The following is a 25893-nucleotide window of genomic DNA, read 5'->3' as shown; positions in this document are numbered from 1 at the left end:
CGAGGTCGATTAGGCTGGTCGCGTGACCGAAAAACCCGCGAAGAACACCACCCGGACGGCAACGCCGCGCGGCTCCCTCAACCGCCGCCTGATCCTCGACGCGGTGGCGGCGACGGTCGCGGAGAAGGGCGTCGACGCGGTCACGATGCGCGCCATCGCCACGGATCTCAAGGTCGACCCGATGGCGCTCTACCGGCACTTCCGGGACAAGGACGCACTGCTCGCGGCCTTCGTAGACGACGTCTTCGCGGAGATCGGGCCGCCGGAGCAATCCGGCGTCGAAGGGGCGAAGGAACTCGCCCGGCAGTACTTCCGGGTCCTGGTCGCCCACCCCGGACTGGTGAACATCACGCTCGAGCACGCCCTCGACAGCCCGCACCAGCTCCTGATGGGGGAACGGATCTACCGGGGCATGCTCGACGCCGGCTACGACATCGAGACGGCCGTCATGGTGTTCAGCGGCCTGCAGCGGTTCGTCCTCGGCAGCGCGCTGATGTACCCGCGCCGGACCGATCCCGAGGACGTCCCCGGCTGGAACCGCGTCCGCGGCCTCTTCCGGGAGCTGGACCCCGAACGGTTCCCCACCCTGCGCCAGGTCAACGAAGAGGTCCCGAGGATGAACCAGGAAGAGGTCTTCGGCCGCTGGCTCGACTGGATCTTCGACCCGCCGGGGGCGCCGGCCGGCTCGCGCGCGTCCGGCGCCTGACGCGGCTCACGTGCAGTGGTCGAGCAGCTCGGCCAGCTGGTCCCAGTCGCGCGAGCGCTGCCGGGCGACCTCGGCGAGGCCGGGCGCGCAGTGGCTCGGGATCTTGTCCACGACGGTCCGCAGGTCGGCGCCGCCGAACGGGACCTCCAGCCAGCGCAGCACCGCGCGGCCGGATTCGGTGAACCGCAGCGCGGGGTCCCGGCGCATCCGGTCCAGCACGTAGGCCGGGTCCGCACGCCGCCCGGCGGTCCCGATCGCCGCGCCGCGAGCCGGCTTGCTTCCCTTGCGGGACACCGGTTCTTCCCCGTCGCGCAGCCGTTTGCGCACGTCCTTGGCCGTGGTGACCGAAACCCCGGCCGCCAGTGCCACTTCGCGCGCCGACGCGTCCGGGTCGGCCTCGAACAGCTCGGCGGCACGCCGCCTCGCCTGCTCGTTGGACCGGTACAGCACCCCGTTGCTCGCGAGCCGGCCGGTCGAACGGGGAAATTCCCCATCCGACCGCCGCCGGATCGCGGCCACCGTTTTCGGCGAGAGCCCGGCGACCCCCGCGATCCGCCGGTCCGACCACTCCGGGTACAGGGACAGGATTTCCCGCGCCGCGGCCTTCCGGTCGGCCAGGGTCAGCGGCAGGCCGTGCGTCGCGTTCAGCTTCACGGCCAGCACGTACGCCTCTTTGACGTCACCGTCGAAGTACACCGCGGCGATGGTCTTCTCGCCGCGCAGCTGCGCCGCCCGGAGCCGGTGCAGCCCGTCGACGACCTGCGACGTCGCGCGGTGGACGACGATCGGCGGCGGCGCGATCGCCGATTCCGCGAGCGCGCGGACGTGGTCGGCGTCCTCCGCCGTCCGGGGCGCCGCCGCGAAGGGCGTCAAGTCCCGGATCGGGACGTTCACGACGTTCGAATAGAACCGAGATTCACGATTCAAGGGGTCGGCGAAGTTTTCCTCCGCCGAAACTGCAGATACGGTCATGGGATCCCCCCGGATGCGAAAGCCGCTCCGCCCGATGACAACCGCGCCGCGTGCCGATTCTGCTCGACTCCGTTGTCACGGCGACCGAACGAACCTATCGTGTGGAAAACCGGTGTTCCCCGCCAAGACGCATCCTCCCGAGGGCGACGGCCGGGTAAACTCAGATGACCGATGCTGCCCTGTCGGTCACACCAGCGAACACCTGGAGCCTACGACGCACCTCGGTTCGCGTCAACTATCGTGACCAGCAGGCTATGCTCTGTCCATGACAGCGACCTCCAGAGGAGCGTTAGTGCCGTGACCACCCCAGCTCCTTCCCTGGCAGCCAAGATCGAGAAGCTGTTCGAGACGGTCCAGCCGCTCGGCCGCGAGTACAGCAACGACGAGGTGGCCAAGGGCTGCGCGGAGATGGTCGGCGGCACGTTTTCCAAGACCTACGTCTGGCAACTGCGGACCGGTCAGCGGGACAACCCGACCAAGCGCCACCTCGAGGCGCTGGCGTCCTTCTTCCGGGTGCCGCCCGCGTATTTCTTCGACGACGAGACGTCCGAACGGGTGGACTCGCAGCTGGCGTTGATCGCCGCGTTGCGCAATGCCGACATCCGCAACATCACGCTGCGCGCGCTCGAACTCGACAGCTCCGGCCGGGAGTTCATGTCGCGTATGATCGAAGAGATCGGTCGAATGCAGACGCGACGCTGAGGGTGCGTCGAACACCGGACCCGACATGAGGGCAGACGTGGACCGCCGAAGCCGCCATCAACCGTTCGACGTCGTGTCGCTGCCGGCGATGCGACGGGCCGCCAAGCGCAAGCTCGAGTCCCTGCACCTGCCGCCGTGCCGCGATGTCGTCGAGTTCGCGGACGCGCTGAGCGCCAAGCGGGGGATCCCGCTGCACGTGCTGCCGGTGACGATCCGGCCGTCCGACCCGTGCGGGCTGTGGCTGTCCACGCCGGAGGCCGACTTCATCACCTACGAGGCGGCGGCGAGCCGGCCGCACCAGCACCACATCATCGCGCACGAGCTCGGGCACATGATCTACGGCCACCGCGGGGTTTCCGCCGCCAGCAGCGTCACGACCCAGCTGCTCTTCCCCGACCTGGACCCGAGCCTCGTCCAGGACCTGCTCGGCCGCTCCGGGTACACCGAACGCCAGGAGCAGGAAGCGGAAATGATGGCCACGATCATCCAGGACCGCCTGCGCGAGGCGCCCGAGACCGCGGACCCGGCGTCGGCCGACGGCATCCTCGACCGCATCCGGCGGTCGCTCACGTGACCGGGAAGGGCTACCACGACTGAGCGTCCCACCGTAGTTTGGAGGACCGGCGCTCGACGACCAGCTGGGGGACGCTCGGGATGGATCTGCTGGAAGCCACCAGACCCGCGATGGCGGCGTTCTGCTTCATCGCACTCGTCTACAAGCTCCTGACTTCGTCCAAGGCCCGCCGCGACCCGGCGACGATGGCGCTGCTCGCCGTCTTCGCCTCGGGCGCGATCGCCTGGACCGTGACGTCACCGGGGATCAGCGAGGCCCTCGAGCTCCGCACGGGCCTGCCGAACCTGTCGACCCTGGTCATGGAACTCCTGGCCGCGGTCGTCCTGAGCCCGGCGCTCCTGGTCGCGGTGATCACGTGGTCCAATTCCCCGGCGGACGCCAGGCGCAAGCGCCGAGCGGTGATCGCCCGCGGCTCGGCCGTCGGAGCGGTGATGATCGCCCTCTGGATCGCGGCGGCGGTGAAGACCCCGGACGGCACGGAATACCTCGTCCAGAACGCGAACCGCCCGATGGTGATCGCGTACCTGCTGGTCTTCGAGCTGGGCTTCGGCCACGGCCTCACGGTGCTGCTCAGGCTCTGCTGGCCCTACGCCCGCCTGAGCCGGGACACGTGGCTCCGGCGCGGCCTGTTCGTGACGATGATCGGCGCGGGCGCCGATCTCCTGGTCATCGCCGGCCGCCTGATCTCGGTCCCCGCCCTGATGCTGGGCTACGACCCGATGGCCTGGGAGGTCGCCCTGGGCGTCGTCAGCCGCCTCGGCACGATCGGGATCGTCCTGGGCCTGCTGATCCCATCCCTGGCCGCCCAGTGCAAGAACGTGACGACCTGGTGGCGCGACGTCCGGTCGTACCAGGCGCTGGGCAGTCTCTGGCGGGACCTCAACCAAGCGTTCCCCGACGTGAGCCTCCTGACCGGCAAGGTCCCCCGCCGCGCCTACCTCCGCGTCGAGGAGATGCGCTACCTCCTGGGCCGCAGGGTGATCGAAATCCGGGACTCCTGGCGAGCGTTGCGCCCTTACGTACCGCACAACAACACGAGGGTCGACACGGACGTGAGGCGCTTGGCGGTCGAAGCGGCCTGGTCCCTCCGCGCGGCCTTGGCCGCGAAGTCGGCGGGCTGGGCGGCGAACGAGGAATCCGGCGCGAGCCGCCTGGAGCGCCTGGAGGCAACGGACCTGGACGACGACATCGAGTGGCTGGTCCGGGTGGGCCGTGCGTACACGGCTACGCAGCCACCGGAGAATCCGAAGGTCCTCCAACCCGCCACCAGCTGACGCACCGTCTCCACGGATTCGTCATTCTCGGACCTCGTCCAGCGCCCTGAGGTCATGCGCGAGATTGTTCGCGGAAGTCAGGGTGTCGGGATGGTCGTCGCCGAGGACACGCCGGCGGCGATCCAGCGTGTCCTCATCCAGCTCACGAGCTTGCCGGTACTCGCCCAGCCCCCTGAGGTCGTGCGCCAGATTGCTCGCGGAAGTCAAGGTGTCGGGATGGTCGTCGCCGAGGACACGCCGGCGGCGATCCAGCGTGTCCTCATCCAGCTCACGAGCTTGCCGGTACTCGCCCAGCCCCCTGAGGTCGTGCGCCAGATTGCTCGCGGAAGTCAAGGTATCGGGATGGTTTTCGCCCAGCAGGCGCTTGGAACGCTCGAGGGTGTCCTCGTCCAATTCCCTGGCCCGCTCGTACTCGCCCAGCCAGCTGAGATCGATGGCGAGGTTGCAGGCGGAATTCAGGGTGCTGGGGTCGTCATCGCCCAGAAGGCGCTTGGAACGCTCGAAAGTGTCCTCATCCAATTCCCTGGCGCGCTGGTGCTCACCCAGCTCCCTGAGATCGATGGCGAGGTTGGTGGCGGAATTGAGGGTGTCGGGGTCGTCGTCGCCCAGCACGCGTTTGCGACGCTCAAGGGTGTCCTCATCCAATTCCCTCGCCCGCTGGAACCCACCCAAGTCCTGGTGGTCGACGGCGAGGTTGTTGGCGGAGTTGAGGGTGTCGGGATGGTCGTCACCAAGGAGGTTCCTGCGCAGTGCGTAGGCCCGCTCGAACAAGGGCAGTGCGGCCCGCGGGTCGCCACGGGTTTGCAGGAAGGTCGCGGTGCGATCGAGCAGCCAGGCGACTTCCGCTGTCACCGGCTGCCACGCGCGTTCGGGGTCGCACACGAGGAGCAGGTGCGGGAGAAGCTCCCACCAGCGCGGCCAGCTCGGCGGGTTGCTCCAGGGGTTGTCGGGCAGGGCGGCGCAGAGCAGCCGGACTGCGGTGACCGGCCAGGTCGAGTCCGGGTCGCCCTCGGCGATGACGTCGTCGCGGGTGCGTGCCCGCAAGAGTGCGGCGGGGACCCGGTGGAGCTGGATCGTCGTGGTGGTGACTTCGGCCATCCCGCGCGTGCGCAGGGTGGTCGTGATGTCGGCGAAGGCCAGTGGATCTCGCGGAATCACCCTGGCGTCGCCGTTCTGGTGCGTGAGCAGGGTGAACGGAACCGGTTCGGGAGCCAGCCACGCGACCAACGTCAACGTGTGCAATGCGGCGGGGTGATCGCGGCCGAGCTGGTCGAACGACACCGTCCACGCCGCGGCCGGCGAGACGGGGTAGCTGCTGCCCTGCTCACGGCGAGCCATCAAGTCGTGGACGCGCTCGTCGAGTAGTTCGAGGTAGTCCTTGGCGGTCAAGCCGGTGGTCGCCATGAGGCGCGCTGCCTGGTTGACCGCCAGCGGCAAGTCACCGAGGGCCTCGGCGATGCGTCCGGCGTCGGAGTGGGCAAGCCCGGGACAGCGGGTACACAACAGCTCGACCGACTCGGAACGGATGAACTCCCGCACCGGGAGCGCGGTGCCGATGTCGTCCCAGTCGGGGTTGCGAGAGGTGATGATGACGTGCCCGTCGCCGCCGGGCAGCAGCGGCCGCAGGACGGCGGGATCCTCGGCGTTGTCGAAGACCAGCAGCCACCGCCCGCGCGACTGCAGTGCCCCGCGCAACCGAGCCAGCAGGACAGCGGGTGCGTCCTGGCCGGCAGCCAGGTCCAAGGCCCGGGCGAGGTCGGCCAGGTGGCCGGCGACGAGGTCGGGGTCTTCGGCGGGAATCCACCAGGCCACGTCGTAGTCCGCGGCGTGGCGATGAGCGTATTCGATGGCGGTGGTGGTCTTGCCGACCCCGCCCATCCCGTTCAGCGCGTGCACCACCGCCGGCTGCCCCGCGCACAACGACTCCCGCAGCCGCGTCAGCAATCCGTCTCGACCGGTGAACTTGACCCTGCGGGCAGGAATGTTCCAGATCCGCCCGACGAGCTTCGACTCCTGCCCGGGACGTCGCACCCGGGTCAGCGCCCGCTCCAGCTTGGTGGCCAGTTCGCCGGGCGAGGACACCATGGTGATCGTGAGACCGCTGTCCGGCAACCGTTTCCGAAACGCTTCCTGCCGGGCCCCGTACTGCAGATCCCGGAACAACTCCGACGGCCCCTCAGCCCCCTCGGCCACCACGAAAACGAGCCGCTCCATACCGGCGACGGTGGCGATCTCGAATTCCTGCTCGGTGTAGGAAACCTCCGGACGGCCACGCACCGGCATGCCGTACCGGAAACCCGCGATCAGCACGTAGATGTCAGCCTCGGCCAGCATCTCCCGGTCCAGCTGCTCCGGAGTCGCGTCCCGGGCGGTGAACGCGGACATGTCCACCACCGCATCCCCGGCCGCGGCCACCGCGTCCTTCGCCGCCGCCACGAACGACCGCGGCTTCGGCAACTCGTCCAGCTCACTGGTGTGACTGAGGAAAACCCGCCGCGCCGGCGGCTTCCCCGCGTGCCCCTCGGCAGACTCCCCGACCGCCACCACCCGCTCCTTCGCGTCGCCTCTCGGGAAAAGTCTCCCCGATCCGCACGGGCGTTACGGCGCCGGAAAGCAGCGGCGCGGAGGTGTACTCACGCGTTCGCTGCCGAACACCAATCAGATCAACGCAACCACGCGTGGGAGTTCGGGGGCTTGCCCCCACAAGACACGCGGAACAGAAAAGGCTCGCGCTCTCCGTGAGCACGAGCCTGCAATCTGTGGAGCTGAGGGGAATCGAACCCCTGACCTTCTCGATGCGAACGAGACGCGCTACCAACTGCGCTACAGCCCCTTGGTTGTGCTCGTAGAGCTTAGCAGTGCCCTACGAGCACCTTCCGCAGGGGGGTCACTCTCCCACCGCACGCCGATAAGGCCCGGTCCCGGGCTCGTCCAGCTCCTCGAACGCCGGGTCCTCGTCGTCGAGGTCCACGACCACCGCGCTGCGCCGGATCCGCGAAGTCGGGGACGGGCGCCGCTCGACGACCTCGCGGCGGACCGGCTCGACGACCTCGACGGCTTCGGCGCGGTCCTCCTCCTCTTCGACCGGCGCGGACTCCTCCACCGGAACCGAAGCCGAAGAAGCGCGACGAGGCGCACGAGTGCTGTTGAACCGCGCCAGGCGGCGCTGCCGGATCTCCTCCTCGATGCGCACCTGGCGGCGCAGGTACACGAGGTACCCGACGAGCGCGACGTCGACGAGCGCGTGGCCCCACCAGACCAGCGGGACGAGGAAGCCGGCCACCGCGGCCGTCACGACCGCGATCACGAGCAGGATGACGACGACCCGCTGCCGGAAGCCGTACTTCGCGCGGGCCGCGATCTCCGCCGCTTCGGGGTCGAAGCCGCCTCGGCCCGGGCGGTAGCCGGGCCGGTCGCGTTCCGGCCGCGAGCCGCGCTTCGGCTGCGGGAGCGGCTCGGGCTCGGGTTCCGGGTCCTCGAAGTCGTCCTCGAGCTCGAGGTCCGCTTCGAGTTCCGCGAGGTCGTCCTCGACCGACGGCCGGGACTTCTCGGGACTCTCGGACATGGCGAATTCCTCCCGGTCTTCGTTGCGTCCACCACCACTGCGCACGACCCTGGCCGCGAGCGCGGAGTCGGCCGTCCTCGCGACCTGCTGCCGCTTGCGCGCGACCATGGGCACGAGAACGACGAGCCATGCCGCGGCGAGCGCGACGATGATCACGGAGCTGGGCATCTCCCGTCACCTCCCCCGATCCTTCACCTGAAATCACGCTAGTCACAGGAGTAACAGATCGGGCGGAGGCTCGCCGGGTTCGATCACGGAAATGCCTCACCGGATTAGGTGAATCTCACAGCATGTGGTAACGCGGCCACTGACCCAGGTGGGTAATCACGGTCAGGCGTGGTCGGCGCGGCCCGCGGCAACCAGCCGGGACACCAGCCCTGGCCCGGTCTCCTCGCGCGTGACGGCAAAGCAGTAGTGGTCCCGCCAGGCGCCGGCGACGTCGAGGTAGCGCTCGAACAGGCCTTCTTGCCGGTAGCCCGCCTTGGTGAGCACCCGCAGGCTGGCCGTGTTTTCCGGCCGCACGGTGGCCTCCAGCCGGTGCAGCCCGGCCGGGCCGAAGGCATGGTCGGTGACGAGCGCGACGGCGGCTGTCGCGACCCCGCCGCGGACCACTTCGGACGACACCCAGTAGCCGATCCAGGCGGACCGCAGCGACGCCCGGATGACGTTACCCACAGTGATCTGACCGGCGAGTCGCCCGTCGAGGGTGATCGTGAACGGCAGGCACTGACCACGCCGAGCGAGCGAACGCAGCGCCGCCCACTGCGACGGCCATGACCAGAAGGCGTTGCGTTCCGGCCACGGGCCGACGCCGGTCGGCTCCCACATCTCGAGGTGCGCCCGGTCCCGGAGCCGGATCCGGCTCCACTCGCCCGCGTCGCGCAGCCGGACCGGCCGGATCGCGACCACCCCGGCCGGCACCCGCAGCGGGCCGAGCCGTGCCGGCCAGCCCGGGTGCCTGCTCTCGACCGGGTAGGACACGCCGGACACGGAGTTCATCAGGCCCGTTGCGCCAGGAAGGTGACCTGGACCTGCTCGCCGGCCGCGACCTCCGTCAGCTCCTCCGGCACGTTGATCAGGCAGTTCGCCTCGGCCAGCGACGCGAGCAGGTGCGCCCCGGACTGGCCGAGCGGCTGGACCAGGTACTCCCCGTTGGCCTCGTCGCGCAGCAGCTGGCCGCGCAGGAAACCGCGCCGTCCCTCGGTCGACGTGATCGGCGACAGCAGCCGCGCGCCGACGATCCGCCGGTGCGGGTTGCGGGTCCCGCGCGCCGCCCGGATCAGCGGCCGCACGAGCACCTCGAACACCACCAGCGCGCTCATCGGGTTGCCGGGCAGCAGGAAGGTCGGCACCGAATCGGGCCCCAGCCTGCCGAACCCCTGGACCGAGCCGGGGTGCATCGCGACGCGGGTCAGGTCGATCCGGCCGAGGTCGGACAGCGCGGCGTGGACCTCGTCGCCGGTGGTGCCCCCGGCACCGCCCGCGACCACCACGATCTCCGACATCAGGAGCCGTCCCTCGACGATCTCCCGCAGCCGCTTGGGCTCGCTCGACACGATGCCGACCCGGCTGACCTCGGCGCCCGCGTCCCGCGCGGCCGCGGCCAGCGCGTAGGAGTTGACGTCGTAGACCTGCCCGACCGACGGCGTCCGGTCGATGTCGACCAGCTCGTCGCCGACCGACACGATCGAGACGCGCGGCCGCGGGTAGACCAGCACCTTCGCCCGGCCGACCGCGGCGAGCAGGCCGACCTGCGCCGAGCCGATGGTGTCGCCGTTGCGCACCGCGACGTCGCCGATCTGGACGTCCTCCCCCGCCCGCCGGACGTACCCGGCGGAGGGCACCGAGCGGTGCACGGTGACCTTGGCCTGGTGCCCGTCGGTGTAGGCGAGCGGGACGACGGCGTCGGCGAGCGTCGGCAGCGGCGCGCCGGTGTCGACGCGCACGGCCTGGCCGGGCTGGAGCCGCCGCGGCTGGCGCGAGCCCGCCGCGATCTCCCCGACGACCGGCAGCTGCACCGGCTCCTGCCCGGCGGTGCGCACGTCGACGCTGCGCACCGCGTACCCGTCGATCGCGGCCTGGTCGAACCCGGGCAGCGCGTGCTCGGCGACGACCTCCTCGGCGCAGAGCAGGCCCTGGGCCTCGGAGATCGCCACCCGCACCGGCCGGGGCCGGACGGCGGCGTCCAGCGTCATGGAGATCTGCGCGTCGACCGAGCGGAACTCGGCCTCCTCCTCGGCCACTTCGGGCCGTGCCGCGTCGAGGGATTCCGTCATGGGCGATCTGTCCCGATCCGTTCCGTCAGCCACGCCCGTAAAGATGGACCGTACTCGGGCGTTTCAAGCGCGAAATCGACCGCGGCGCGCAGGAAACCACCCGGATTCCCCAGGTCGTGGCGCCCGCCGCGGTGAACGACGATGTGCACCGGGTGCCCCTCGGTGATCAGCAGCGCGACCGCGTCGGTCAGCTGCAGCTCGCCGCCGCTGCCCGGCGTGATCCGCTTCAGCGCGTCGAAGATCGCCCGGTCGAGCAGGTAGCGCCCGGCCGCGGCGTAGGTCGACGGCGCGTCCTCCGGCTTCGGCTTCTCGACCATCCCGTGCACGCGCTTGACGTCTTCGTCGTCGGTGTCGCTGACGTCGAACACGCCGTACGGCGAGATCTCCGCCTTCGGGATGTCGAACGCGCAGAGCACGCTGCCACCGTGCTCGGCGCGGACCGCGCTCATCCGCTCGAGGACACCGGTCGGCAGCACGAGGTCGTCCGGGAGCAGCACGGCGACGGCCTCGTCGTCGGGCGTCAGGTTCGGCTCGGCCTGCGCGACGGCGTGGCCGAGGCCGAGGGCCTGCTCCTGGATGGCGGTCTCGACGGCGAGCAACGCGGGTCCGCGGCGGACCTTTTCGAGCAGCTCGTCCTTGCCCTTGGCCTTGAGGTTCTCCTCCAGCTCGGGCTGCGCCTCGAAGTACTTGACGACGGCTTCCTTGCCCGGCGAGGTGACGATGACCAGGCGTTCCGCCCCGGCGGCGGCGGCCTCGGCCGCGACCAGCTCGATGCCCGGCGTGTCCACCACCGGCAGCAGTTCCTTGGGCACGGCCTTCGTCGCCGGGAGGAACCGGGTCCCGAGGCCGGCGGCCGGCACGATGGCGGTTCTGAACGTCTGGGTGGTTGCGGCGCCCGTCATGGGCGCAAAGCCTAACGTGAGGTCATGCACGCGCTGGGCAATGAGCACCTGAGCAAGGCGGAGTGGCGTGACCGGCTGACCCGCGCGCGGGCGGACCAGACCGCCGAATCGCACGCCCGGGAGGCATCGGCACTGGTCAGCGCGGTGTCGAAGGTCACATCCCACACGGTGTGCGCGTACCTGCCGTTCGGCACCGAACCGGGCACGGTGGCGCTCGTCGACGCGCTCGCGGCCGGAGGCGCGCGCGTGTTGCTGCCGGTCATCGTGTCGCGGACCGATCCGCTCGACTGGGCCGAGTACACGGGCGAGGCCGATCTGGTGCCGAGCCGGTTCCGCGGGATCCGCGAACCGGGCGGAAAACGCCTGGGCAGCGAGGCCGTAGGGGCGGCCGGGGTGATCTTGGTGCCCGCGCTGGCCGTCGACCGCCGGGGCATCCGGCTCGGCCGGGGCGCCGGCCACTACGATCGCTCGCTGGTGTTCGCGGCGCCCGGTGCGGCGCTGCTGGCCGTCGTCCGGGACGAAGAGCTGGTCGAACGGCTGCCGGGGGAACCCCACGACGTGCGCATGAGCGCGGCCTTGACGCCCGGTCGAGGCGTGCTCGAGCTGCCGATGTGAGCAACGAGGAATTGCCTTCGGGGAATGCTTTCAAGCACAATTGGGTTAGCACTCTGGTCGGATGAGTGCCAGCAAAGGAGCCGTCAGTGCCTACGTACCAGTACGCCTGCAAAGAATGCGACCACCGGTTCGAAGCCGTGCAGTCGTTCTCGGACCCCAGCCTGACCGTCTGCCCGCAGTGCTCCGGCACGCTGCGCAAGGTCTTCAGCTCGGTCGGCGTCGTCTTCAAGGGGAGCGGGTTCTACCGCACGGACTCGCGCGACTCGAAGAAGTCGAGCACCGCCGCGACGCCGGCGAAGTCCGAGACCAAGACGGAGTCGAAGTCGGACACGAGCTCGGCATCCTCCTCCTCGGGTACGACGAAAACGACCGCTGCGGCCTCCTGAGCCGCGGAGTTATCCACAACGCCCCGGTTGTCCACAGGTGCCGGACGAGGCCCTTCCGGCGGCCCGTCCGGCTTCCCTAACGTCGATCTCGTGCGGCAAGCCGCCGCACCCGATCCGACCGAGGGGGCACCGTGGACGCACTGGCGAGGTTCCACCCACCCGACTTGTCCCGGCTGCGAGGCCGGCGGACGCGGCTGATCCGCCGCTGGCTCGCCGCCTGCCTGCTGCTGGCCGGCGCGCTGCTGTGCGCCAGCCCCGGTTCCGCGCGGGGCGCGCCGACGAATCCGACCGTCGTCGCCGCGCACGACCTCCCGGCAGGCGCGTCCTTGCGCGCCGCCGACGTCCGGCTGGCCGACTTCCCCGACGACGCTCGTCCTTCGGGCGTGCTCAGCTCCCTCGACCTCGTCGACGGACGCTCGCTGGCGGGTGCTGTCCGCGCCGGCGAGCCGTTGACCGACCTCCGGCTGGCCACCATCCCCGCTCCGGGTGATCCCGGGACGTCGACCGTGCCGGTCCGGCTGGCCGACGCGGCGATCGCCGGCCTCCTGACGCCGGGCAGCCGCGTGGACGTCGTCGCGGCGCCGGAGGCGGGCGCACCCGCTTCTGTGCTGGCAGGCGGGGCCACGGTGGTCGCGATCGGGCACCAGGAACCGTCCGCGGCGAAGGGGCCACTGGTCCTGTTGCGGCTGCCGGAGGCGATCGCGACGAGGGTGGCGACGATTTCACTGGAGCGACCGGTAACGGTTACTCTCCGCTAGCCCCCACCAGCCCGTTCTCGAGGAGAGCAAGTGTTCAAGGGTTTCAAAGACTTCCTGATGCGCGGCAACGTCGTCGACCTCGCCGTCGCGGTGGTCATCGGCTCGGCGTTCACGGCGATCGTCACGGCCTTCACCAACGGCCTCATCAAGCCGCTGATCAGCACGATCGGTGGCACGAACGCCGCCAAGGGCCTCGGCTACCAGATCTTCGACAACAACGAAGCCACGTTCCTGGACTTCGGCGGCGTGATCAACGCGGCGATCAACTTCGTGCTGGTCGCTGCGGTCGTCTACTTCGTGATCGTGCTGCCGGTGAAGCACGTGCAGGAGCGGCGCAAGCGCGGCCAGGAGCCGGGCCCGTCCGAGCCCACCGACGTCGAGCTGCTCACCGAGATCCGCGACCTGCTGCGCGCCCAGGCCCAGCGCGACAACGGCCGCGACTGAGCCCGCTCAGCGGTCGTGGTGCGGTGGCCGGTTCTCCCGGTACCAGTCGTCCGGGAGACCGGTGCGCCGCTCGGGATCGCGCTCGTCGGAGGTCGTCTCGGGCAGGACGTCCCCGAAGATCTCGTCGACCCGGCGGCGCCGCTCGCTGCTGGTCTGGGGTTTCCGCTGTTCGCCCGGCATGACCCCAGTGTCCCACGCCCTGTTCTTTGACAACTCCAGAGCGAACGACAAGCGGCGCGCCCGCACCTCGTCCCGCCACCCGCGGATCTGTTCCTTGCTGTGCAGGAAGTCCGCACCCGGCCCGTGGGTGAGGTCGATGCCCCCGAGCAGGTCGAGCGCCCACAGCTGATGTTCGTCGAGATCGACCTGACCGCCGAAGTCGTCGCCGAGCCACTTCATGGCCCAGCGGTCAGCCGCGTCGCGGCTGATCCGCCCGGCGAGGACACCGTCGAACCAGGCCTCGATCTCGCCCAGGTCCGGCCCGGTCACCTGTGGATCAAACCTCTTCGAGGCCCGAAAGCTCGTCGATCACGTGCGGCACGAGCGAAGTCAGCGTCGCCATCCCGTCGCGCACCGCCGACCGCGACCCGGCGAGGTTGACCACCAGCGTGCTGCCGGACACCCCCGCGAGCCCCCGCGAGATCCCGGCGTCCACCGCGCCGGCGGCCAGGCCGGACGCGCGGATCGCCTCGCTGATGCCCGGGATCGGGCGGTCGAGCACACCGGCGGTCGCGTCGGGCGTCCGGTCGCGCGGCAGCACGCCGGTGCCGCCGACGGTGATCACCAGGTCGGCACCGCCGATCACGGCCGTGTTGAGCGCGTTGCGGATACCCGCGGTCTCGGCCTCGACGACCACGACACCGTCGACGATGAAGCCCGCTTCTTCGAGCAGCTCCGTGACCAGCGGGCCGCTGGTGTCCTCGTGCTCGCCGTGCGCCACGCGATCGTCCACGATGACCACGAGGGCCCGGCCCAGCCGTTGTGCACTCCGTTCCATGGCGCCCACCGTAGTCGGTTTCGGCCACCCGGCGGCGGGAGGTGCCGGGTGAGTTCTGACGATCCGGTGACGTGACCGCGCGGCCCTCGGCAAGCCCGCATGCGGCCCCCTAGCGTGGCCGTGTGCGCGTACTGGTCACCGGCGGAGCCGGGTTCATCGGATCACACATCGCCGACCTGCTCGCCGACGGCGGTGACGACGTCGTCGTGCTCGACAACCTGCTCCCGACGGCGCACGGCTCCCGGACGCCGCCGCCGTACACCGGGCGGCACCGGTTCCTGCGCGGCGACGTCACCGACACCGAGATCGTCGCGGAACTGCTGGACGGCGCCGACGCGGTGTGCCACCAGGCGGCGGTGGTCGGGCACGGCGTCGACCCGTCGGACGCGCCGTCCTACGCCCTGCACAACGACTACGGCACGGCGGTGCTGCTGGCCGCGATGCACGCGGCGGGCGTGCGGAAGCTGGTGCTGGCGTCGTCGATGGTCGTCTACGGCGAAGGCCGGTACGCCTGCCCGGACCACGGCGTGGTGCCGCCGTCGCCGCGCCGTGCGTCCGATGTGGACGCCGGCCGCTTCGAGCCGCGGTGCCCAACCTGTGAGGCCGAGCTGGCGTGGCAGCTGGTGCCCGAAGACGCGCCGCTGAACCCCCGCAGCACGTACGCGGCGACGAAGCTCGCGCAGGAACACCTGGCCGGCGCGTGGGCCCGGCAGACGGGCGGCAGCGTGTGGGCGATGCGCTACCACAACGTCTACGGCCCGCGGATGCCGCAGAACACCCCGTACGCCGGCGTGGCGTCGCTGTTCCGTTCGTCGCTGGTGCGCGGCGAAGCCCCGCGGGTGCTGGAGGACGGCCGCCAGCAGCGGGACTTCGTCCACGTCCACGACGTCGCCAGGGCGAACGTCCTGGCACTCAGGACGGACGGCCCGGCGGGCGACCTCACCCCGGTGAACGTCTGCTCCGGCACCCCGCACACGGTGGGCGAGCTGGCGATCGAGCTGGCCAGGGCGTGCGGCGGCCCGGCACCCCAGGTGGTCGGCGGCGCCCGCGCGGCCGACGTCCGCCACGTGGTGGCCGACCCCGCCCGCGCCCGCGAGCTGCTGGGCTTCACGGCGGAAATCGGCTTCGAGAAGGGCATGGCGGACTTCGCGACGGCGGAGCTGCGCGACCCGGTCCGGGCTCAACCGGCGAACGCCTCCGCGACGGAAAGGCTGTCCTCGTAGCCGAGACCACGGCCGGGCCGGACCCGACGGGCTGGACCGAGGTCGAGATCCCCATCGAGTCGGTCGAAGCCGCCGTGCCGGGACCGCACGGACGACCGCTAGGGCATCGCCAGCGGCAGCCGCACCTCGAACCGGCACCCCGGCCCGTGGTTGTGCACGCCGATCTTCCCGCGGTGGGCCTCGACCAGGCCCTTGGCGATGGCCAGCCCGAGCCCGCCGCCGCTGGTGGTCCCGCCGCGTTCCGGCGTCCGCGCCTGCGTCCCGCGGAAGGCGACGTCGAAAACGCGGGTGATCTCGTCGTCCGGGATGCCGCCGCACGAGTCGTCGACGGCGAGCAGGGCTTCGTCGCCGTCGACGCCGATCTGCACCGCGACCGTCCCGTCGGGCGGGGTGTGCCGGATGGCGTTGGAAACCAGGTTCCGCACGATCCGCGCCAGCTCCGGGTCGCTCCCGGTCACCACCGGCCAGGTCGACGCGTTGGCGAGCACCCGCACGCGCTTCCGCTCGGCCACCGGGGCCTGCGCGGCGACCGCGTCGCTGACGACGTCCTGCAGCGGTACCGCGGACATGGTGAGTTCGAGGGCGCCGGCCGTGATCCGCGAGAGCTCGAACAGGTCGCCGACCATCGCGGACAGCCGGGTGGTCTCGCCGGTGATCCGCTGGGCGTAGTCGGCGACCTCGTCGCGTTCGGACACCACGCCGTCGGCCAGCGCCTCGGCCATCGCCTGGATGCCCGCCAGCGGGCTGCGCAGGTCGTGGCTGATCCAGGCGACCAGCTCGCGGCGGGACGCCTCGGCCGCGCGTTCGCGTTCGCGCGCTTCCCGCTCCCACACGCTGCGGCGCGCGACGGCCCGGCCGAACACGATCGCCGCGGGCACGGTGACCAGGGCGACGAGCAGGCAGACCAGCAGCATCGTGGTCAGCGCCGGGGTGAACATGAACCCGCTGATGCCCAGCACGCCGACCAGCGTGGCGACCACCGGGATCAGCACCAGCACGGTGAGCGTGGTGGCCAGCGAGCCGCGGCGCAGCACGTAGAGCACCACTCCGCCGAGCACGGCCACCGGGAGCGCGAAGAGCAGCGCGAGCGGCAGGATGTGCCAGAGGTGGGCGACGATCTCGTCGAAGGACTCGCCGGGTTCGATCACGGCTGCTCCCGGTCGTAGCGGTAGCCGACACCCCAGACGGTCGCCACCCGGGCCGGCTTGGCCGGGTCGCGCTCGATCTTCTCGCGCAACCGTCGCACGTGGACGGTCACCGTGGACTGGTCGCCGAAGTCCCAGCCCCACACCTTCTCGAGCAGGTCCGCGCGCGAGAAGGCGACGCCGGGGTGGGCGAGGAAGAACGCCAGCAGGTCGAACTCCCGCGTGGTGAGCGGCAGTTCGACGCCGCCGAGCGTCGCGGTGCGCGCGTTCATCTGCAGGCGGAGGTCGCCGTCGGCCAGCACCGCGGCGGCCGGCTGCGGGCGGGGCATCCGCGCGCGGCGCAGCACGGAGGCGACGCGCAGCGCGAGTTCCTTGGGGCTGAACGGCTTCGTCACGTAGTCGTCGGCGCCGAGCTGGAGCCCGGCGATCCGGTTCTCCTCCTCGCCGAGCGCGGTGAGCATGACGATCGGCACCTGGCTGACCTGGCGCAGCCGCTTGCACACCTCGAGGCCGTTGATGCCCGGCATCATGACGTCGAGCACGACGAGGTCGGGCTCGTGGGCGGCGAACTTGGCCAGCCCGTCCGCGCCGTCGCCTGCCTGGTCGACGGTGAACCCGGCCACCTCCAGGTAGCGGCGGACGACGTCGCGGACCGTCTCGTCGTCGTCGACCACGAGCACCCGCCCGGCCTGATCGTTCATCACGTCTCCCTCACCAGCCGGTCAGCAGCAGGTGGTTGACCGCCAGCGCCGTCGCCGCTTGCGCGGCCAGCCACCACCGGCGTCCGGGCCGCGGCAGCAACGCCGTCAGCGGCAGCAACCACACCCCGAACGGTAGCCAGATCCGTTCGGTCTCGGCTTTCGACAGGCCCGAGACGTCGGCGAAGACGATCGCGAGCAGCGCGGCGGCGCCGAGGAGCAGCACCGGGTCGGAAAGCAGGCCGCGCCCCGCGCCGGCGACACCCCGGCGGAGGGCGGCCACCACCGCGGGGCCGAGAGCGACGGTCACCGCGGCCAGGTCCGCCCACACCCAGTACGAATAGGGCCGGACCAGCGCGACGCCTTGGTAGTAGCGCTCGACGACCAGGTGGTAGCCGTCGAGCCACCAGAAACCCGCCCAGGCGAAGAGGCCGACGACCGCCAGCGCCCCGGCGATCGCGAGGGCCGCCGCGCGCCACTGCCGCGCGAGGACGGCCACGGCCACCGCGAGCAGGCCGAGCAGCACCAGGCCGTAGGAGAGGAAGATGCCGAAGCCGAGCAGGAGCCCGGCGGCCACACCGGCCGGCACGGCGTACCGGCGGCCGTCGGCGAACCCGCGCCCGGACAGCGCGAGCAACGCCAGCCCGGTGGCGGTCACCCCGGCGAACAAGCCGTCCGCGGACACGCCGATCCACACCGCGCCGGGCGTGAGGACGGCGAACGGCAGCACCGCGCGGGCGGCCTCGGCCCGGCCGAGCAGGGCGACGGTGGCGGGCACGGCGACCGCGACCAGGCTGCCGGCGAGCACCACGGCAGTGGCCGCCCACGCGCCGCCGTGCAGGCCGATCCGGTCCAGCCAGACGAAGACGAGCGTCGCGCCCGGCGGGTGCCCGGAGACGTGCGTCGTCCACGAATTCGGCTGGAAGTCGAGGATGCGGGAGGAGAACTCGCGCAGCATCCGCGGGATGTCCGTGATCCCGGGTACCTCGTGGAGGTATTCCTGCGGAATGGTGAGGTGCCCGGCGAACCCGCGTTGCCAGCCGTCGACCATGGTCAGCGAGAAGATCCAGGCCAGCGAAGCCAGGTAGCCGGCGGCCAGCGCGCGGCGCCACGGCAGGCGGGCGGCCAGCGCCGGGCCGTGCAGCACCACCGCGACGGCGATGAGCACGGCGAACACCGAGCCCGGGCCGACGTGCGGCAGCCAGTCGGCGAACAGCGGCGGCGAGGAAACGAAGATGACCACGCCGGAACCCGGCCGGTTGTAGTACAAGCCGACCGCGGTGGCCGCGGCGACGAGCACCACCGCCGCCGCGACGGCGAGGAGGTCGGCGCGGCGCCCGGTGACCGGGGCTTCGGGTTCGCGGGCAGGCGACTCGGCGAGCCGGGCTGCCGATTTCGGCTCGCTCATCGCTGTCCACCATAGGTCCGCGAGCCGCGGCGCGCGCTCCCGCGGAAGCGGCCGTAACGACCCGGTAAGAACCTCGTCACCCGTCATGATTCAGTAAGGACCGCAAGGGTTTTCGGCCGTCCACCGCGGACTTACGGTCGGCGCCGTGACTGACTCAGGAGTGGACGTCGTCCTCCCTTGCCTCGACGAAGCCGGCGCGCTGCCCGGCGTACTGGCCGGCCTGCCGCCGGGCTACCGCGCGATCGTGGTCGACAACGGTTCCGCCGACGGCTCGCCCGAAGTGGCGGCCTCGCTCGGCGCGAAGGTCGTCCACGAACCGCGTCGCGGCTACGGCGCGGCGGTGCACGCCGGCCTCGAAGCCGCCACCGCGGACATCGTGTGCTTCGCCGACGCCGACGGGTCTCTCGACCTCGGCGATCTGCCGCGGCTCGTGGCCGAGGTCGGGCGCGGCGCCGACCTCGCCGTCGGGCGCCGGGTGCCGACCGGCCCCGGCGTGTGGCCGTGGCACGCGAGAGCGGGCAACGTCGTGCTGGCGCTGCTGTTGCGCACCCGGGGGCTGCCGGTGCGGGACATCGCGCCCCTGCGCGCCGCGGACCGGCGGGCCCTGCTCGGCTTGGACGTCACCGACCGGGCGTTCGGCTACCCGCTCGAGCTGCTGATCAAGGCCCGGCGCGCCGGCTGGCAGGTCCGCGAGTTCGACGTCCGCTACGGCGAGCGCGCCAAGGGCACGAAGTCGAAGGTGTCCGGTTCGGTGCGGGGCACGCTGCGCGCGGTCCGCGATTTCGGGCGGGTGCTGGCCCGATGACGTCGTCGTTCGTCCTGCTGGTCGTGGCCAAGGCGCCGGTGCCCGGCCTCGCCAAGACCCGGCTCTGCCCGCCGGCGACGCCGGCCCAGTCGGCGGAGATCGCCGCGGCGGCACTGCTCGACACGCTCGACGCCGTGTGCGCGGTGCCCGGCGCCGAGCCGGTCGTCGCGATGACCGGCGACCTCGGCGCCGCGGCCCGGTCCGCCGAGATCGGCCGGGCACTGCGGCGCGCCACCGTCGTCCCGCAGCGCGGCTGGGACTTCGGCGCCCGGCTGGCGAACGCCCACGCCGACGCCGCCGCGGTGCACGCGGGCCTGCCGATCCTGCAGATCGGCATGGACACCCCGCAGGTCACCCCGGCGTCGCTCGCCGCGGCCATCGCGCCGGTGCGGCACGGCGAGCACGACTCGGTGCTCGGCCCGGCCGAAGACGGCGGCTGGTGGGCGCTGGGGCTGGCCGAACCGCGGCACGCGCAAGTCCTCGCGGGGGTCCCGATGTCCCGCGACGACACCGGCGAACGCACGCTGCGCGCGCTCAGGAGATGCGGGCTGCGACCGGCATCGGCTGTCCGGCTGTCCGATGTGGACACCATGGCGGACGCCCGCGCGGTCGCGGCCGCGTGCCCGGACGGCCGGTTCGCCCACGCCGTCGCGGCCGTCGGCGGACGGGCGGTCGCGTGATGCCGACCCTCGCCGGCCACGAGTTCGACCTCGGACTGCTCGGCCACCGCTGCTGGCTCGAACTGGCGACCGGCGAGCGGATCGAGCTGCCGGTCGAACGCTGGACCGAGCCGTCCGAAGGTGACGACGTCCTGCTCGACGCCTGCTCCGGCCCGACCATCGACCTCGGCTGCGGTCCGGGCCGGCTCACCGCGGCGCTGGCCGGCCGCGGCGTCGTCGCGCTCGGCGTGGACAGCTCTCGCACCGCGGTCCGCCTGACCCGCCACCGCGGCGGAAGCGCGTTGCACCGCAACGTGTTCGACCGGCTGCCGGGCGAAGGCCGGTGGCGGCACGCCCTGCTCGCCGACGGCAACATCGGCATCGGCGGCGACCCGGCGGCCCTGCTGCGACGCACGGCACGGCTGATCGCACCGGACGGCGACGTCCTCGTCGAACTGGAGCCACCCGGCCACGGCCTGCGCCACGAGCGCGTCCGGCTGCGCCCGGGTCACGCCGACGTCGCGTGGTTCACCTGGGCGTGGGTCGGCGTGGACGCCATCGCCGAAGTCGCCGTGCGCGCCGGCCTGCGCGTCGACTGGACCACCCGCCACGGCCACCGCTGGTTCGCGCGATTGGAGCGCCGGTGAAACTGCCGATCCCGAAGGAAGAACAGTTCCGCGCGCCGGCGCACGACGAGCGCGTGACGTCGAAGATCGGCCTGGCGCTCGCGATCACGTTCACGACGTGCTTCGTGACCGGGTTGATCAGCCACCTGATCCAGCACCCGCCGGGCTGGTTCTGGTGGCCCAGCCGCCCGGTCGGCCTCTACCGCGTCACCCAGGGCCTGCACGTGATCTCCGGCGTGGCGTCGATCCCGTTGCTGCTGGCGAAACTGTGGAGCGTCTACCCGAAGCTGTTCGGCAGGCCGCTCGTCCGCTCGCTCCCGCACGCCTTGGAGCGGCTGTCGATCCTGGTGCTGTCGGGGGCGGCGTTCTTCGAGCTGAGCACCGGACTGCTGAACGTGGCGCAGAACTACCCGTGGGGGTTCTACTTCCCGCAGGTGCACTACGCGGTCGCGTGGCTGGCGATCGGCTCGATCCTGGTGCACGTGGCGGTGAAGCTGCCGATCATCCGCCGCGCGCTGACCCGCACCGCCACCGAGGAGCCCCCACCGCGGACCGGCCTCTCCCGCCGGGGCTTCCTCCTCACCACTGGCCTGGCGACGGGTACCGCGGTCGTCGCCACCGCGGGCGCGACGGTCCCGTTCCTGCGCGGGGTTTCCGGCTTGTCCTGGAAGACGGGCAAGGGCACCCAGAACCTCCCGGTGAACCGCACCGCGGCGGCCGCGGGCATCGCGTGGTCCCCGTCCTGGCGGCTCTCGGTGACAACCCCGCGCGGCACGACGAAGTTCTCCCTCGACGAGCTGCGCGCGTTGCCGCAGACGACGGCGGAACTCCCGATCGCGTGCGTGGAGGGCTGGAGCCAGTCGGCCACCTGGCGCGGCATCTCCCTGCCCACCCTCCTGAAAGTCACCGGCGCGCCACCCGGCACCGCGCTTCGAGTGTCCTCAATGGAGCGTTCCGGGCTCTACGGCGTCAGCACCCTCCCCGGCGAGCACACGGCCGACGAGCTGACCCTGCTGGCCCTGGAGCTGAACGGCGAAGTCCTCGACCTCGACCACGGCTTCCCGTGCCGGATCATCGCCCCGAACCGCCCGGGCGTGCTGCAGACGAAGTGGGTCACGAAGCTGGAGGCGCTGTGAAGACCGCCCGTGCGCTCCTCGCCCTCCCGGGCCTCGCGGCCTTGGCGTGGGGCGTGGTGCTGTTCGCCGAGTACGCGCTCCCGGTACGTCCGGACGTGCTCGCGACGGCCACCTGGATAGTCGGCGGCCCGGTCGTCAACGACGGCGTGATCGCGCCCCTCACCGCGGTACTCGGCATCGTGCTGGCCCGCGTCGTGCCGAGCCCGTGGAAAGCCCCCGTGGTAGCGGGCACGGTGATCACCGGCGTACTGGCGATCCTGGCGTTCCCCTTGCTCTGGCGCCCGTACGGAACCCCGCCGATGCCCGGTCTCCACGACGGCGATCCGGCCCTGGGCCTGGCCCTCACGGTGGCGGCGGTCTGGCTCGTGGTCATCGTGACCGGCTTGACGATCCGCATCGCCCGCACGAGATCACCTGCCGCACCGGCCGCGCCTCCCCACACCCCGGCCGACCGTCCCGGCACGCCGCCAGCTCCTCCCGGCAAGTGACCGCCCCCGCAAATGCGGCCACGCGCGACCGGCATCGGATGCCTGGGTCGCGCGTGGCCTTGTGGGTCCGGCCCCGGTTTCGGGAGTCGAGCCGAAGCTGGTCTCGGCCGCGCCAGGGCGGCCGAGCGTCTGGAAGGGATCAGTTGGGCTGGACGGGCTGCCCGCCGAGCGTGACCTCGACCGTGCGGCCGTCGGCGAGGGTGAAGGTCGCCTTCTCGTCCGGGGCGCGGGTGCGCACCGCCGCGACCAGCGTGTCGGCCGAGTCGATGGTGCGGTCGTCGATCTTCGTGACGACGTCGCCCTCCTTGAGGCCCGCCTTCTCCGCCGGGCTGCCCGCGGTGATCGCGCCGAGCTGCGCGCCGCCCTGCGGGGCGTCCTTGACCTGGGCGCCGATGTAGGTCTGCACCGCCTGGCCGGTCTTGATGATCGTGTCCGCGGTGCGGCGGGCCTGGTCGATCGGGATGGCGAAGCCGATGCCGACGTTGCCGCCCTCGGACGCGCCCTGGCCCTGGCCGCCCTGGCCGGACTGCGGGCTGTAGATCGCGGAGTTGATGCCGATGACCTGGCCCGCCATGTTCGCCAGCGGGCCGCCCGAGTTGCCGGGGTTGATCGCCGCGTCGGTCTGGACGGCGTCCATCACCGTCGTCTGGTCGCCGGTGCTGCCGCCCGCGCGCACCGGCCGGTGCAGCGAGCTGACGATGCCCGAGGTGACCGTGCCGGCCAGCTCGAACGGCGAGCCGATGGCGACGACCGACTGGCCGACCCGCAGGTCGTCGGAGCGGCCGAGCTCCACCGGGGTCAGGTTGTTCACGCCGGTGACCTTGACGACCGCGATGTCGGTCGTCGGGTCGCGGCCGACGACCTTGGCGGCCGCCTTCCGGCCGTCCTGGAGCACGGCCTGGATCTGACCGCCGTTCGCGGCGACCTCGACGACGTGGTTGTTGGTCAGGATGTAGCCGTCGGTGCTGATGACGAACCCGGAGCCCTCGCCTGCCCCCTGCTGCCCGCTCACCTGCAGCTCGACGACGCTCGGCGACAGCTTCTGCGCCACGGCCTCGACCGAGCCGGCGGGCGCGTTGCCCGTCTGCTGGGCCGGCTTCGGCGCGTCGAGGGCGTTGCTGCTCGGGCCGGACGAGCCGCCGGTCAGGTACCCGACCGCACCGCCCGCGATGCCGCCGACCAGCAGCGCCACCAGCGCGACACCGGCGAGCAGCTTCCCGCTGGATCGCTTCGGCTGCGGCGGGGCCGGCGTGCCGTACGCGGCTGTCCCGGGCGCCCCGTACGGGTTCGCCGGCGGGTAGACGCTCTGCTGGGTCTGGCCGGACGGCAGCTGCGCGCCCTGGGCGGACCAGGGGTTCGCGTTCTGCGCGCCGTACGACGGATCGGCCCCGGTCACCGCGTGGTAGGACGGCTCGGAGTACTGCGGCGCACCGCCGGACTCGGGCTTGGCCTGCTCACCGTACGGGTTCCCCGCCCAACCGCCCTGAGCCGCCTGCTGGCCGGTCTCGGGCTGCCGCGGCGCCGCGGGGTCGTGCGTGCTGGGGTCGTTCTCGGTCATGTCATCACCTTGCGGGACGGTCCTGAGAGGTTCCTGAGCCGAACCTGTGCATCGGAGATGAGTATGGCCGGGATCAGCCCGCCGCGCGGAGCCGTTCCGCGATCTGCTCGGGCGTCGCGTCGTTGATCCAGACCGCCATGCCCGATTCGGACCCCGCCAGGTACTTCAGCTTGTCCTTCGCGCGCAGCACGGAGAACAGTTCCAGGTGGAGCCAGCCGAGTTCGCGGTCCTGGCGCACCGGCGCCTGGTGCCACGCCGCGATGTACGGCAGCGGCCGGTCGTACAGCGCGTCGCAGCGGCGCAGCACGTCCAGGTAGACCTCGGCGAAGTCGTCGCGCTCGGCGTCGGTCAGCGCGGGGATGTCCGCGACCTGCCGGTGCGGCACCACGTGCACCTCGACCGGCCAGCGCGCGGCCGGCGGCACGTACGCCGTCCAGTGCTCGCCGGACGCCACCACGCGCGCACCGGACTTCTGTTCGGCGGCCAGCACGTCGCCGAGCACCGGGCGCCCGTGCTCGGCCTGGTAGGCGCGGGCGACGTCGAGCATGCGCGCGGTCTTCGGCGTGACGAACGGGTAGCCGTAGATCTGCCCGTGCGGGTGCGAAAGCGTTACGCCGATTTCCTCGCCGCGGTTCTCGAACGGGAAGACCTGTTCGACACCGGGCACTTCGGACAGCGCGGCCGTGCGATCGGCCCAGGCGTCCACCACGGCCCGCACCTGCTTCGCGCTCAGCCGCGCGAAAGAACCGTCGTGGTCGCTGGTGAAGCAGACGACCTCGCAGCGCCCGCGGCCGGGCGCCACCGGCACCAGCCCGAAACCATCCACAGTGGACGGTTCGCCGACGACGTCCTCGGCGAAGGACGGGAAGCGGTTCTCGAAGACGACGACGTCGTAGTCGCTTTCGGGGATCTCGCTCGGCTTGCCGGGCTTGGTCGGGCACAGCGGGCACAGGTCGGCCGGCGGCTTGTAGGTCCGCGTCTGCCGGTGCGCGGCCATCGCGACCCATTCGCCGGTCAGCGGGTCGCGCCGGATCTCCGACGTCGCCGAAACCGGCGGCAGGTCGCGGGCGTCCTCGGCGACGCGGTCGGGCGCGCCGGGCTGGTCGAAGTAGATGATCTCCCGGCCGTCGGCCAGGTGTCGTACGGTGCGCTTCACGCTTCTTGGGCCTCGTCCGTCTCCGCCGTCTCGGCGATCATGAGTTCTCCCGCCCGTTCGGCGAGCCTTTCCTTGGCCTCGTCCGGGATCCCGTCATCGGTGACGACGACGTCGGCCTCGTCCAGGTCGGCGATCGTGGAGATCCCGACGGTGCCCCACTTGGTGTGGTCGGCGAGCACGACCAGCTTGCGCCCGGCCTCGACCAGCGCGCGGTCGGTCTCGCTCTCGGTGAGGTTCGGCGTCGTGAACCCGGGCCCGTCCGCCATCCCGTGCACGCCGAGGAAGACGACGTCGAGGTGCAGCGACCGCAGGCTGTGCACGGCGACCGGCCCGACCAGCGCGTCCGACGGCGTCCGCACCCCGCCGGTCAGCACGACGGTGCGATCGGGCTGCGTCGAGCCGCGGAGCACGTCGGCGACCTGGATCGAGTTGGTCACGATGGTGAGCCCCGGGATGGCGTCGAGCGCCCGCGCCAGCGTCCACGTGGTGGTGCCGGCGGAGATGCCGATCGCGGTGCCGGGCCGGACGAGCGTCGCGGCGAGTTCGGCGATGGCTTCCTTCTGCGCGCGCTGGCGCACGGACTTGGCCTCGAACCCGGGTTCGTCGGTGCTCTTGCCGACGACCGAGGTGGCGCCGCCGTAGACCTTCTCGACCAGCCCGCGCCCGGCGAGCACGTCGAGGTCGCGGCGCACCGTCATGTCGGACACACCCAGCCTGGTCACGAGGTCGCTGACCCGGACCGCACCGGTCCGGCGTGCCTCTTCCAGGATCACCGCCTGTCGCTGACGCGCCAGCACCGTTCAACTCCGTCCCCGTCTAG

28 protein-coding genes and 1 tRNA gene are annotated in these 25893 nt (G+C 71.8%); 14 read left to right on the top strand and 15 right to left on the bottom strand.

What is annotated here, in order from left to right; all coding sequences use genetic code 11:
- Positions 1 to 22 precede the first annotated feature (22 nt).
- A complete protein-coding gene (locus EIY87_RS25730; RefSeq protein ID WP_125312463.1) occupies positions 23 to 706 on the top strand; it encodes a TetR/AcrR family transcriptional regulator in 684 nt (227 codons plus the stop codon).
- 6 nt (positions 707 to 712) lie between these two features.
- On the opposite strand, the gene EIY87_RS25725 is transcribed toward EIY87_RS25730, so the two are convergent.
- The gene (locus EIY87_RS25725) at positions 713 to 1600 is read right to left on the bottom strand and encodes a ParB/RepB/Spo0J family partition protein (RefSeq protein WP_158641356.1); all 888 of its coding nucleotides are present in this window, start codon (positions 1598 to 1600) and stop codon (positions 713 to 715) included.
- Between the two features lie 375 nt (positions 1601 to 1975).
- Here EIY87_RS25725 and EIY87_RS25720 point away from each other — a divergent pair, with 375 nt between their 5' ends.
- The 3 genes from EIY87_RS25720 (at position 1976) to EIY87_RS25710 (ending at position 4228) form a co-directional block, all read left to right on the top strand.
- On the top strand, positions 1976 to 2380 hold the full coding sequence (locus EIY87_RS25720) for an XRE family transcriptional regulator (RefSeq protein ID WP_125312461.1): 405 nt from the start codon (positions 1976 to 1978) through the stop codon (positions 2378 to 2380).
- A gap of 25 nt (positions 2381 to 2405) precedes the next feature.
- Positions 2406 to 2954 (top strand): toxin, encoded by a 549-nt coding sequence (locus tag EIY87_RS25715; RefSeq protein ID WP_125312460.1) that lies wholly within the window; start codon positions 2406 to 2408, stop codon positions 2952 to 2954.
- An 80-nt stretch (positions 2955 to 3034) separates the two neighbouring features.
- Positions 3035 to 4228: an MAB_1171c family putative transporter gene (locus EIY87_RS25710; protein ID WP_125312459.1), complete on the top strand. Its 1194-nt coding sequence runs from the start codon at positions 3035 to 3037 to the stop codon at positions 4226 to 4228.
- Between the two features lie 21 nt (positions 4229 to 4249).
- Here EIY87_RS25710 and fxsT read toward each other — a convergent pair whose 3' ends face one another.
- The 6 genes from fxsT to EIY87_RS25680 all read right to left on the bottom strand — a co-directional run bounded on the left by fxsT (position 4250) and on the right by EIY87_RS25680 (position 10971).
- Positions 4250 to 6772 (bottom strand): FxSxx-COOH system tetratricopeptide repeat protein, encoded by a 2523-nt coding sequence (fxsT, locus tag EIY87_RS25705; protein WP_125312458.1) that lies wholly within the window; start codon positions 6770 to 6772, stop codon positions 4250 to 4252.
- 216 nt (positions 6773 to 6988) lie between these two features.
- Positions 6989 to 7061: transfer RNA gene (locus tag EIY87_RS25700), tRNA-Ala, on the bottom strand.
- A 54-nt stretch (positions 7062 to 7115) separates the two neighbouring features.
- A complete protein-coding gene (gene sepX / locus EIY87_RS25695) occupies positions 7116 to 7961 on the bottom strand; it encodes a divisome protein SepX/GlpR (protein WP_125312457.1) in 846 nt (281 codons plus the stop codon).
- A gap of 162 nt (positions 7962 to 8123) precedes the next feature.
- The gene (locus tag EIY87_RS25690) at positions 8124 to 8792 is read right to left on the bottom strand and encodes a GNAT family N-acetyltransferase (RefSeq protein WP_125312456.1); all 669 of its coding nucleotides are present in this window, start codon (positions 8790 to 8792) and stop codon (positions 8124 to 8126) included.
- The gene (gene glp, locus EIY87_RS25685; RefSeq protein ID WP_125312455.1) at positions 8792 to 10069 is read right to left on the bottom strand and encodes a molybdotransferase-like divisome protein Glp; all 1278 of its coding nucleotides are present in this window, start codon (positions 10067 to 10069) and stop codon (positions 8792 to 8794) included. The genes EIY87_RS25690 and glp overlap by 1 nt, the downstream gene beginning before the upstream one ends.
- Positions 10066 to 10971: a UTP--glucose-1-phosphate uridylyltransferase gene (locus EIY87_RS25680; protein ID WP_125312454.1), complete on the bottom strand. Its 906-nt coding sequence runs from the start codon at positions 10969 to 10971 to the stop codon at positions 10066 to 10068. Before EIY87_RS25680 ends, glp begins: the two co-directional genes overlap by 4 nt.
- A 24-nt stretch (positions 10972 to 10995) precedes the next feature.
- On the opposite strand from EIY87_RS25680, the gene EIY87_RS25675 reads away from it, so the two are divergent.
- The 4 genes from EIY87_RS25675 to mscL all read left to right on the top strand — a co-directional run bounded on the left by EIY87_RS25675 (position 10996) and on the right by mscL (position 13174).
- Positions 10996 to 11586, top strand: a complete 591-nt coding sequence (locus EIY87_RS25675; RefSeq protein WP_125312453.1) for a 5-formyltetrahydrofolate cyclo-ligase — start codon at positions 10996 to 10998, stop codon at positions 11584 to 11586.
- Positions 11587 to 11672: 86 nt separating this feature from the next.
- Positions 11673 to 11972: an FmdB family zinc ribbon protein gene (locus EIY87_RS25670; RefSeq protein WP_125312452.1), complete on the top strand. Its 300-nt coding sequence runs from the start codon at positions 11673 to 11675 to the stop codon at positions 11970 to 11972.
- Between the two features lie 131 nt (positions 11973 to 12103).
- On the top strand, positions 12104 to 12730 hold the full coding sequence (locus tag EIY87_RS25665) for an SAF domain-containing protein (RefSeq protein WP_125312451.1): 627 nt from the start codon (positions 12104 to 12106) through the stop codon (positions 12728 to 12730).
- A gap of 30 nt (positions 12731 to 12760) precedes the next feature.
- Positions 12761 to 13174, top strand: coding sequence for a large-conductance mechanosensitive channel protein MscL (gene mscL / locus EIY87_RS25660; RefSeq protein WP_125312450.1), 414 nt, complete (start codon positions 12761 to 12763; stop codon positions 13172 to 13174).
- 6 nt (positions 13175 to 13180) lie between these two features.
- On the opposite strand, the gene EIY87_RS48100 is transcribed toward mscL, so the two are convergent.
- Positions 13181 to 13663 carry a hypothetical protein gene (locus EIY87_RS48100; RefSeq protein WP_191984347.1) on the bottom strand — a complete coding sequence of 161 codons (483 nt, stop codon included), beginning with the start codon at positions 13661 to 13663 and terminating at the stop codon, positions 13181 to 13183.
- 7 nt (positions 13664 to 13670) lie between these two features.
- Positions 13671 to 14171 carry a MogA/MoaB family molybdenum cofactor biosynthesis protein gene (locus tag EIY87_RS25645; RefSeq protein WP_072476233.1) on the bottom strand — a complete coding sequence of 167 codons (501 nt, stop codon included), beginning with the start codon at positions 14169 to 14171 and terminating at the stop codon, positions 13671 to 13673.
- A gap of 122 nt (positions 14172 to 14293) precedes the next feature.
- Here EIY87_RS25645 and EIY87_RS25640 point away from each other — a divergent pair, with 122 nt between their 5' ends.
- Entirely contained in the window at positions 14294 to 15394 is a 1101-nt protein-coding gene (locus EIY87_RS25640; RefSeq protein WP_125312449.1) for an NAD-dependent epimerase/dehydratase family protein, read from the top strand.
- Positions 15395 to 15492: 98 nt separating this feature from the next.
- On the opposite strand, the gene EIY87_RS25635 is transcribed toward EIY87_RS25640, so the two are convergent.
- Genes EIY87_RS25635 through EIY87_RS25625 form a run of 3 tightly spaced genes read right to left on the bottom strand, consistent with a single transcriptional unit; the run spans position 15493 to position 18645 of the window.
- Positions 15493 to 16542 (bottom strand): sensor histidine kinase, encoded by a 1050-nt coding sequence (locus EIY87_RS25635; protein WP_125312448.1) that lies wholly within the window; start codon positions 16540 to 16542, stop codon positions 15493 to 15495.
- Positions 16539 to 17240, bottom strand: a complete 702-nt coding sequence (locus tag EIY87_RS25630) for a response regulator transcription factor (protein ID WP_125312447.1) — start codon at positions 17238 to 17240, stop codon at positions 16539 to 16541. The genes EIY87_RS25635 and EIY87_RS25630 overlap by 4 nt, the downstream gene beginning before the upstream one ends.
- A 10-nt stretch (positions 17241 to 17250) precedes the next feature.
- Positions 17251 to 18645 carry a hypothetical protein gene (locus EIY87_RS25625; RefSeq protein WP_125312446.1) on the bottom strand — a complete coding sequence of 465 codons (1395 nt, stop codon included), beginning with the start codon at positions 18643 to 18645 and terminating at the stop codon, positions 17251 to 17253.
- A gap of 160 nt (positions 18646 to 18805) precedes the next feature.
- Here EIY87_RS25625 and EIY87_RS25620 point away from each other — a divergent pair, with 160 nt between their 5' ends.
- Genes EIY87_RS25620 through EIY87_RS25600 form a run of 5 tightly spaced genes read left to right on the top strand, consistent with a single transcriptional unit; the run spans position 18806 to position 22359 of the window.
- Positions 18806 to 19450: a glycosyltransferase family 2 protein gene (locus EIY87_RS25620; RefSeq protein WP_125313515.1), complete on the top strand. Its 645-nt coding sequence runs from the start codon at positions 18806 to 18808 to the stop codon at positions 19448 to 19450.
- A complete protein-coding gene (locus EIY87_RS25615) occupies positions 19447 to 20130 on the top strand; it encodes a TIGR04282 family arsenosugar biosynthesis glycosyltransferase (RefSeq protein ID WP_125312445.1) in 684 nt (227 codons plus the stop codon). The genes EIY87_RS25620 and EIY87_RS25615 overlap by 4 nt, the downstream gene beginning before the upstream one ends.
- Positions 20130 to 20756 carry a methyltransferase domain-containing protein gene (locus EIY87_RS25610; RefSeq protein ID WP_125312444.1) on the top strand — a complete coding sequence of 209 codons (627 nt, stop codon included), beginning with the start codon at positions 20130 to 20132 and terminating at the stop codon, positions 20754 to 20756. Before EIY87_RS25615 ends, EIY87_RS25610 begins: the two co-directional genes overlap by 1 nt.
- A complete protein-coding gene (locus EIY87_RS25605; protein ID WP_125312443.1) occupies positions 20753 to 21871 on the top strand; it encodes a molybdopterin-dependent oxidoreductase in 1119 nt (372 codons plus the stop codon). The genes EIY87_RS25610 and EIY87_RS25605 overlap by 4 nt, the downstream gene beginning before the upstream one ends.
- Positions 21868 to 22359: a hypothetical protein gene (locus tag EIY87_RS25600; protein ID WP_125312442.1), complete on the top strand. Its 492-nt coding sequence runs from the start codon at positions 21868 to 21870 to the stop codon at positions 22357 to 22359. The genes EIY87_RS25605 and EIY87_RS25600 overlap by 4 nt, the downstream gene beginning before the upstream one ends.
- Positions 22360 to 22498: 139 nt before the next feature.
- On the opposite strand, the gene EIY87_RS25595 is transcribed toward EIY87_RS25600, so the two are convergent.
- The 3 genes from EIY87_RS25595 to EIY87_RS25585 all read right to left on the bottom strand — a co-directional run bounded on the left by EIY87_RS25595 (position 22499) and on the right by EIY87_RS25585 (position 25870).
- Positions 22499 to 23917 carry a S1C family serine protease gene (locus EIY87_RS25595; RefSeq protein WP_125312441.1) on the bottom strand — a complete coding sequence of 473 codons (1419 nt, stop codon included), beginning with the start codon at positions 23915 to 23917 and terminating at the stop codon, positions 22499 to 22501.
- A 73-nt stretch (positions 23918 to 23990) separates the two neighbouring features.
- Positions 23991 to 25073 (bottom strand): galactose-1-phosphate uridylyltransferase, encoded by a 1083-nt coding sequence (gene galT / locus EIY87_RS25590; RefSeq protein WP_125312440.1) that lies wholly within the window; start codon positions 25071 to 25073, stop codon positions 23991 to 23993.
- Positions 25070 to 25870, bottom strand: a complete 801-nt coding sequence (locus EIY87_RS25585; protein ID WP_125312439.1) for a DeoR/GlpR family DNA-binding transcription regulator — start codon at positions 25868 to 25870, stop codon at positions 25070 to 25072. The genes galT and EIY87_RS25585 overlap by 4 nt, the downstream gene beginning before the upstream one ends.
- Positions 25871 to 25893: the final 23 nt, after the last annotated feature.

This window comes from Amycolatopsis eburnea (genome assembly GCF_003937945.1).
GTDB lineage: Bacteria > Actinomycetota > Actinomycetes > Mycobacteriales > Pseudonocardiaceae > Amycolatopsis > Amycolatopsis eburnea.
This window is presented reverse-complemented; position numbering and strand designations above follow the sequence as displayed.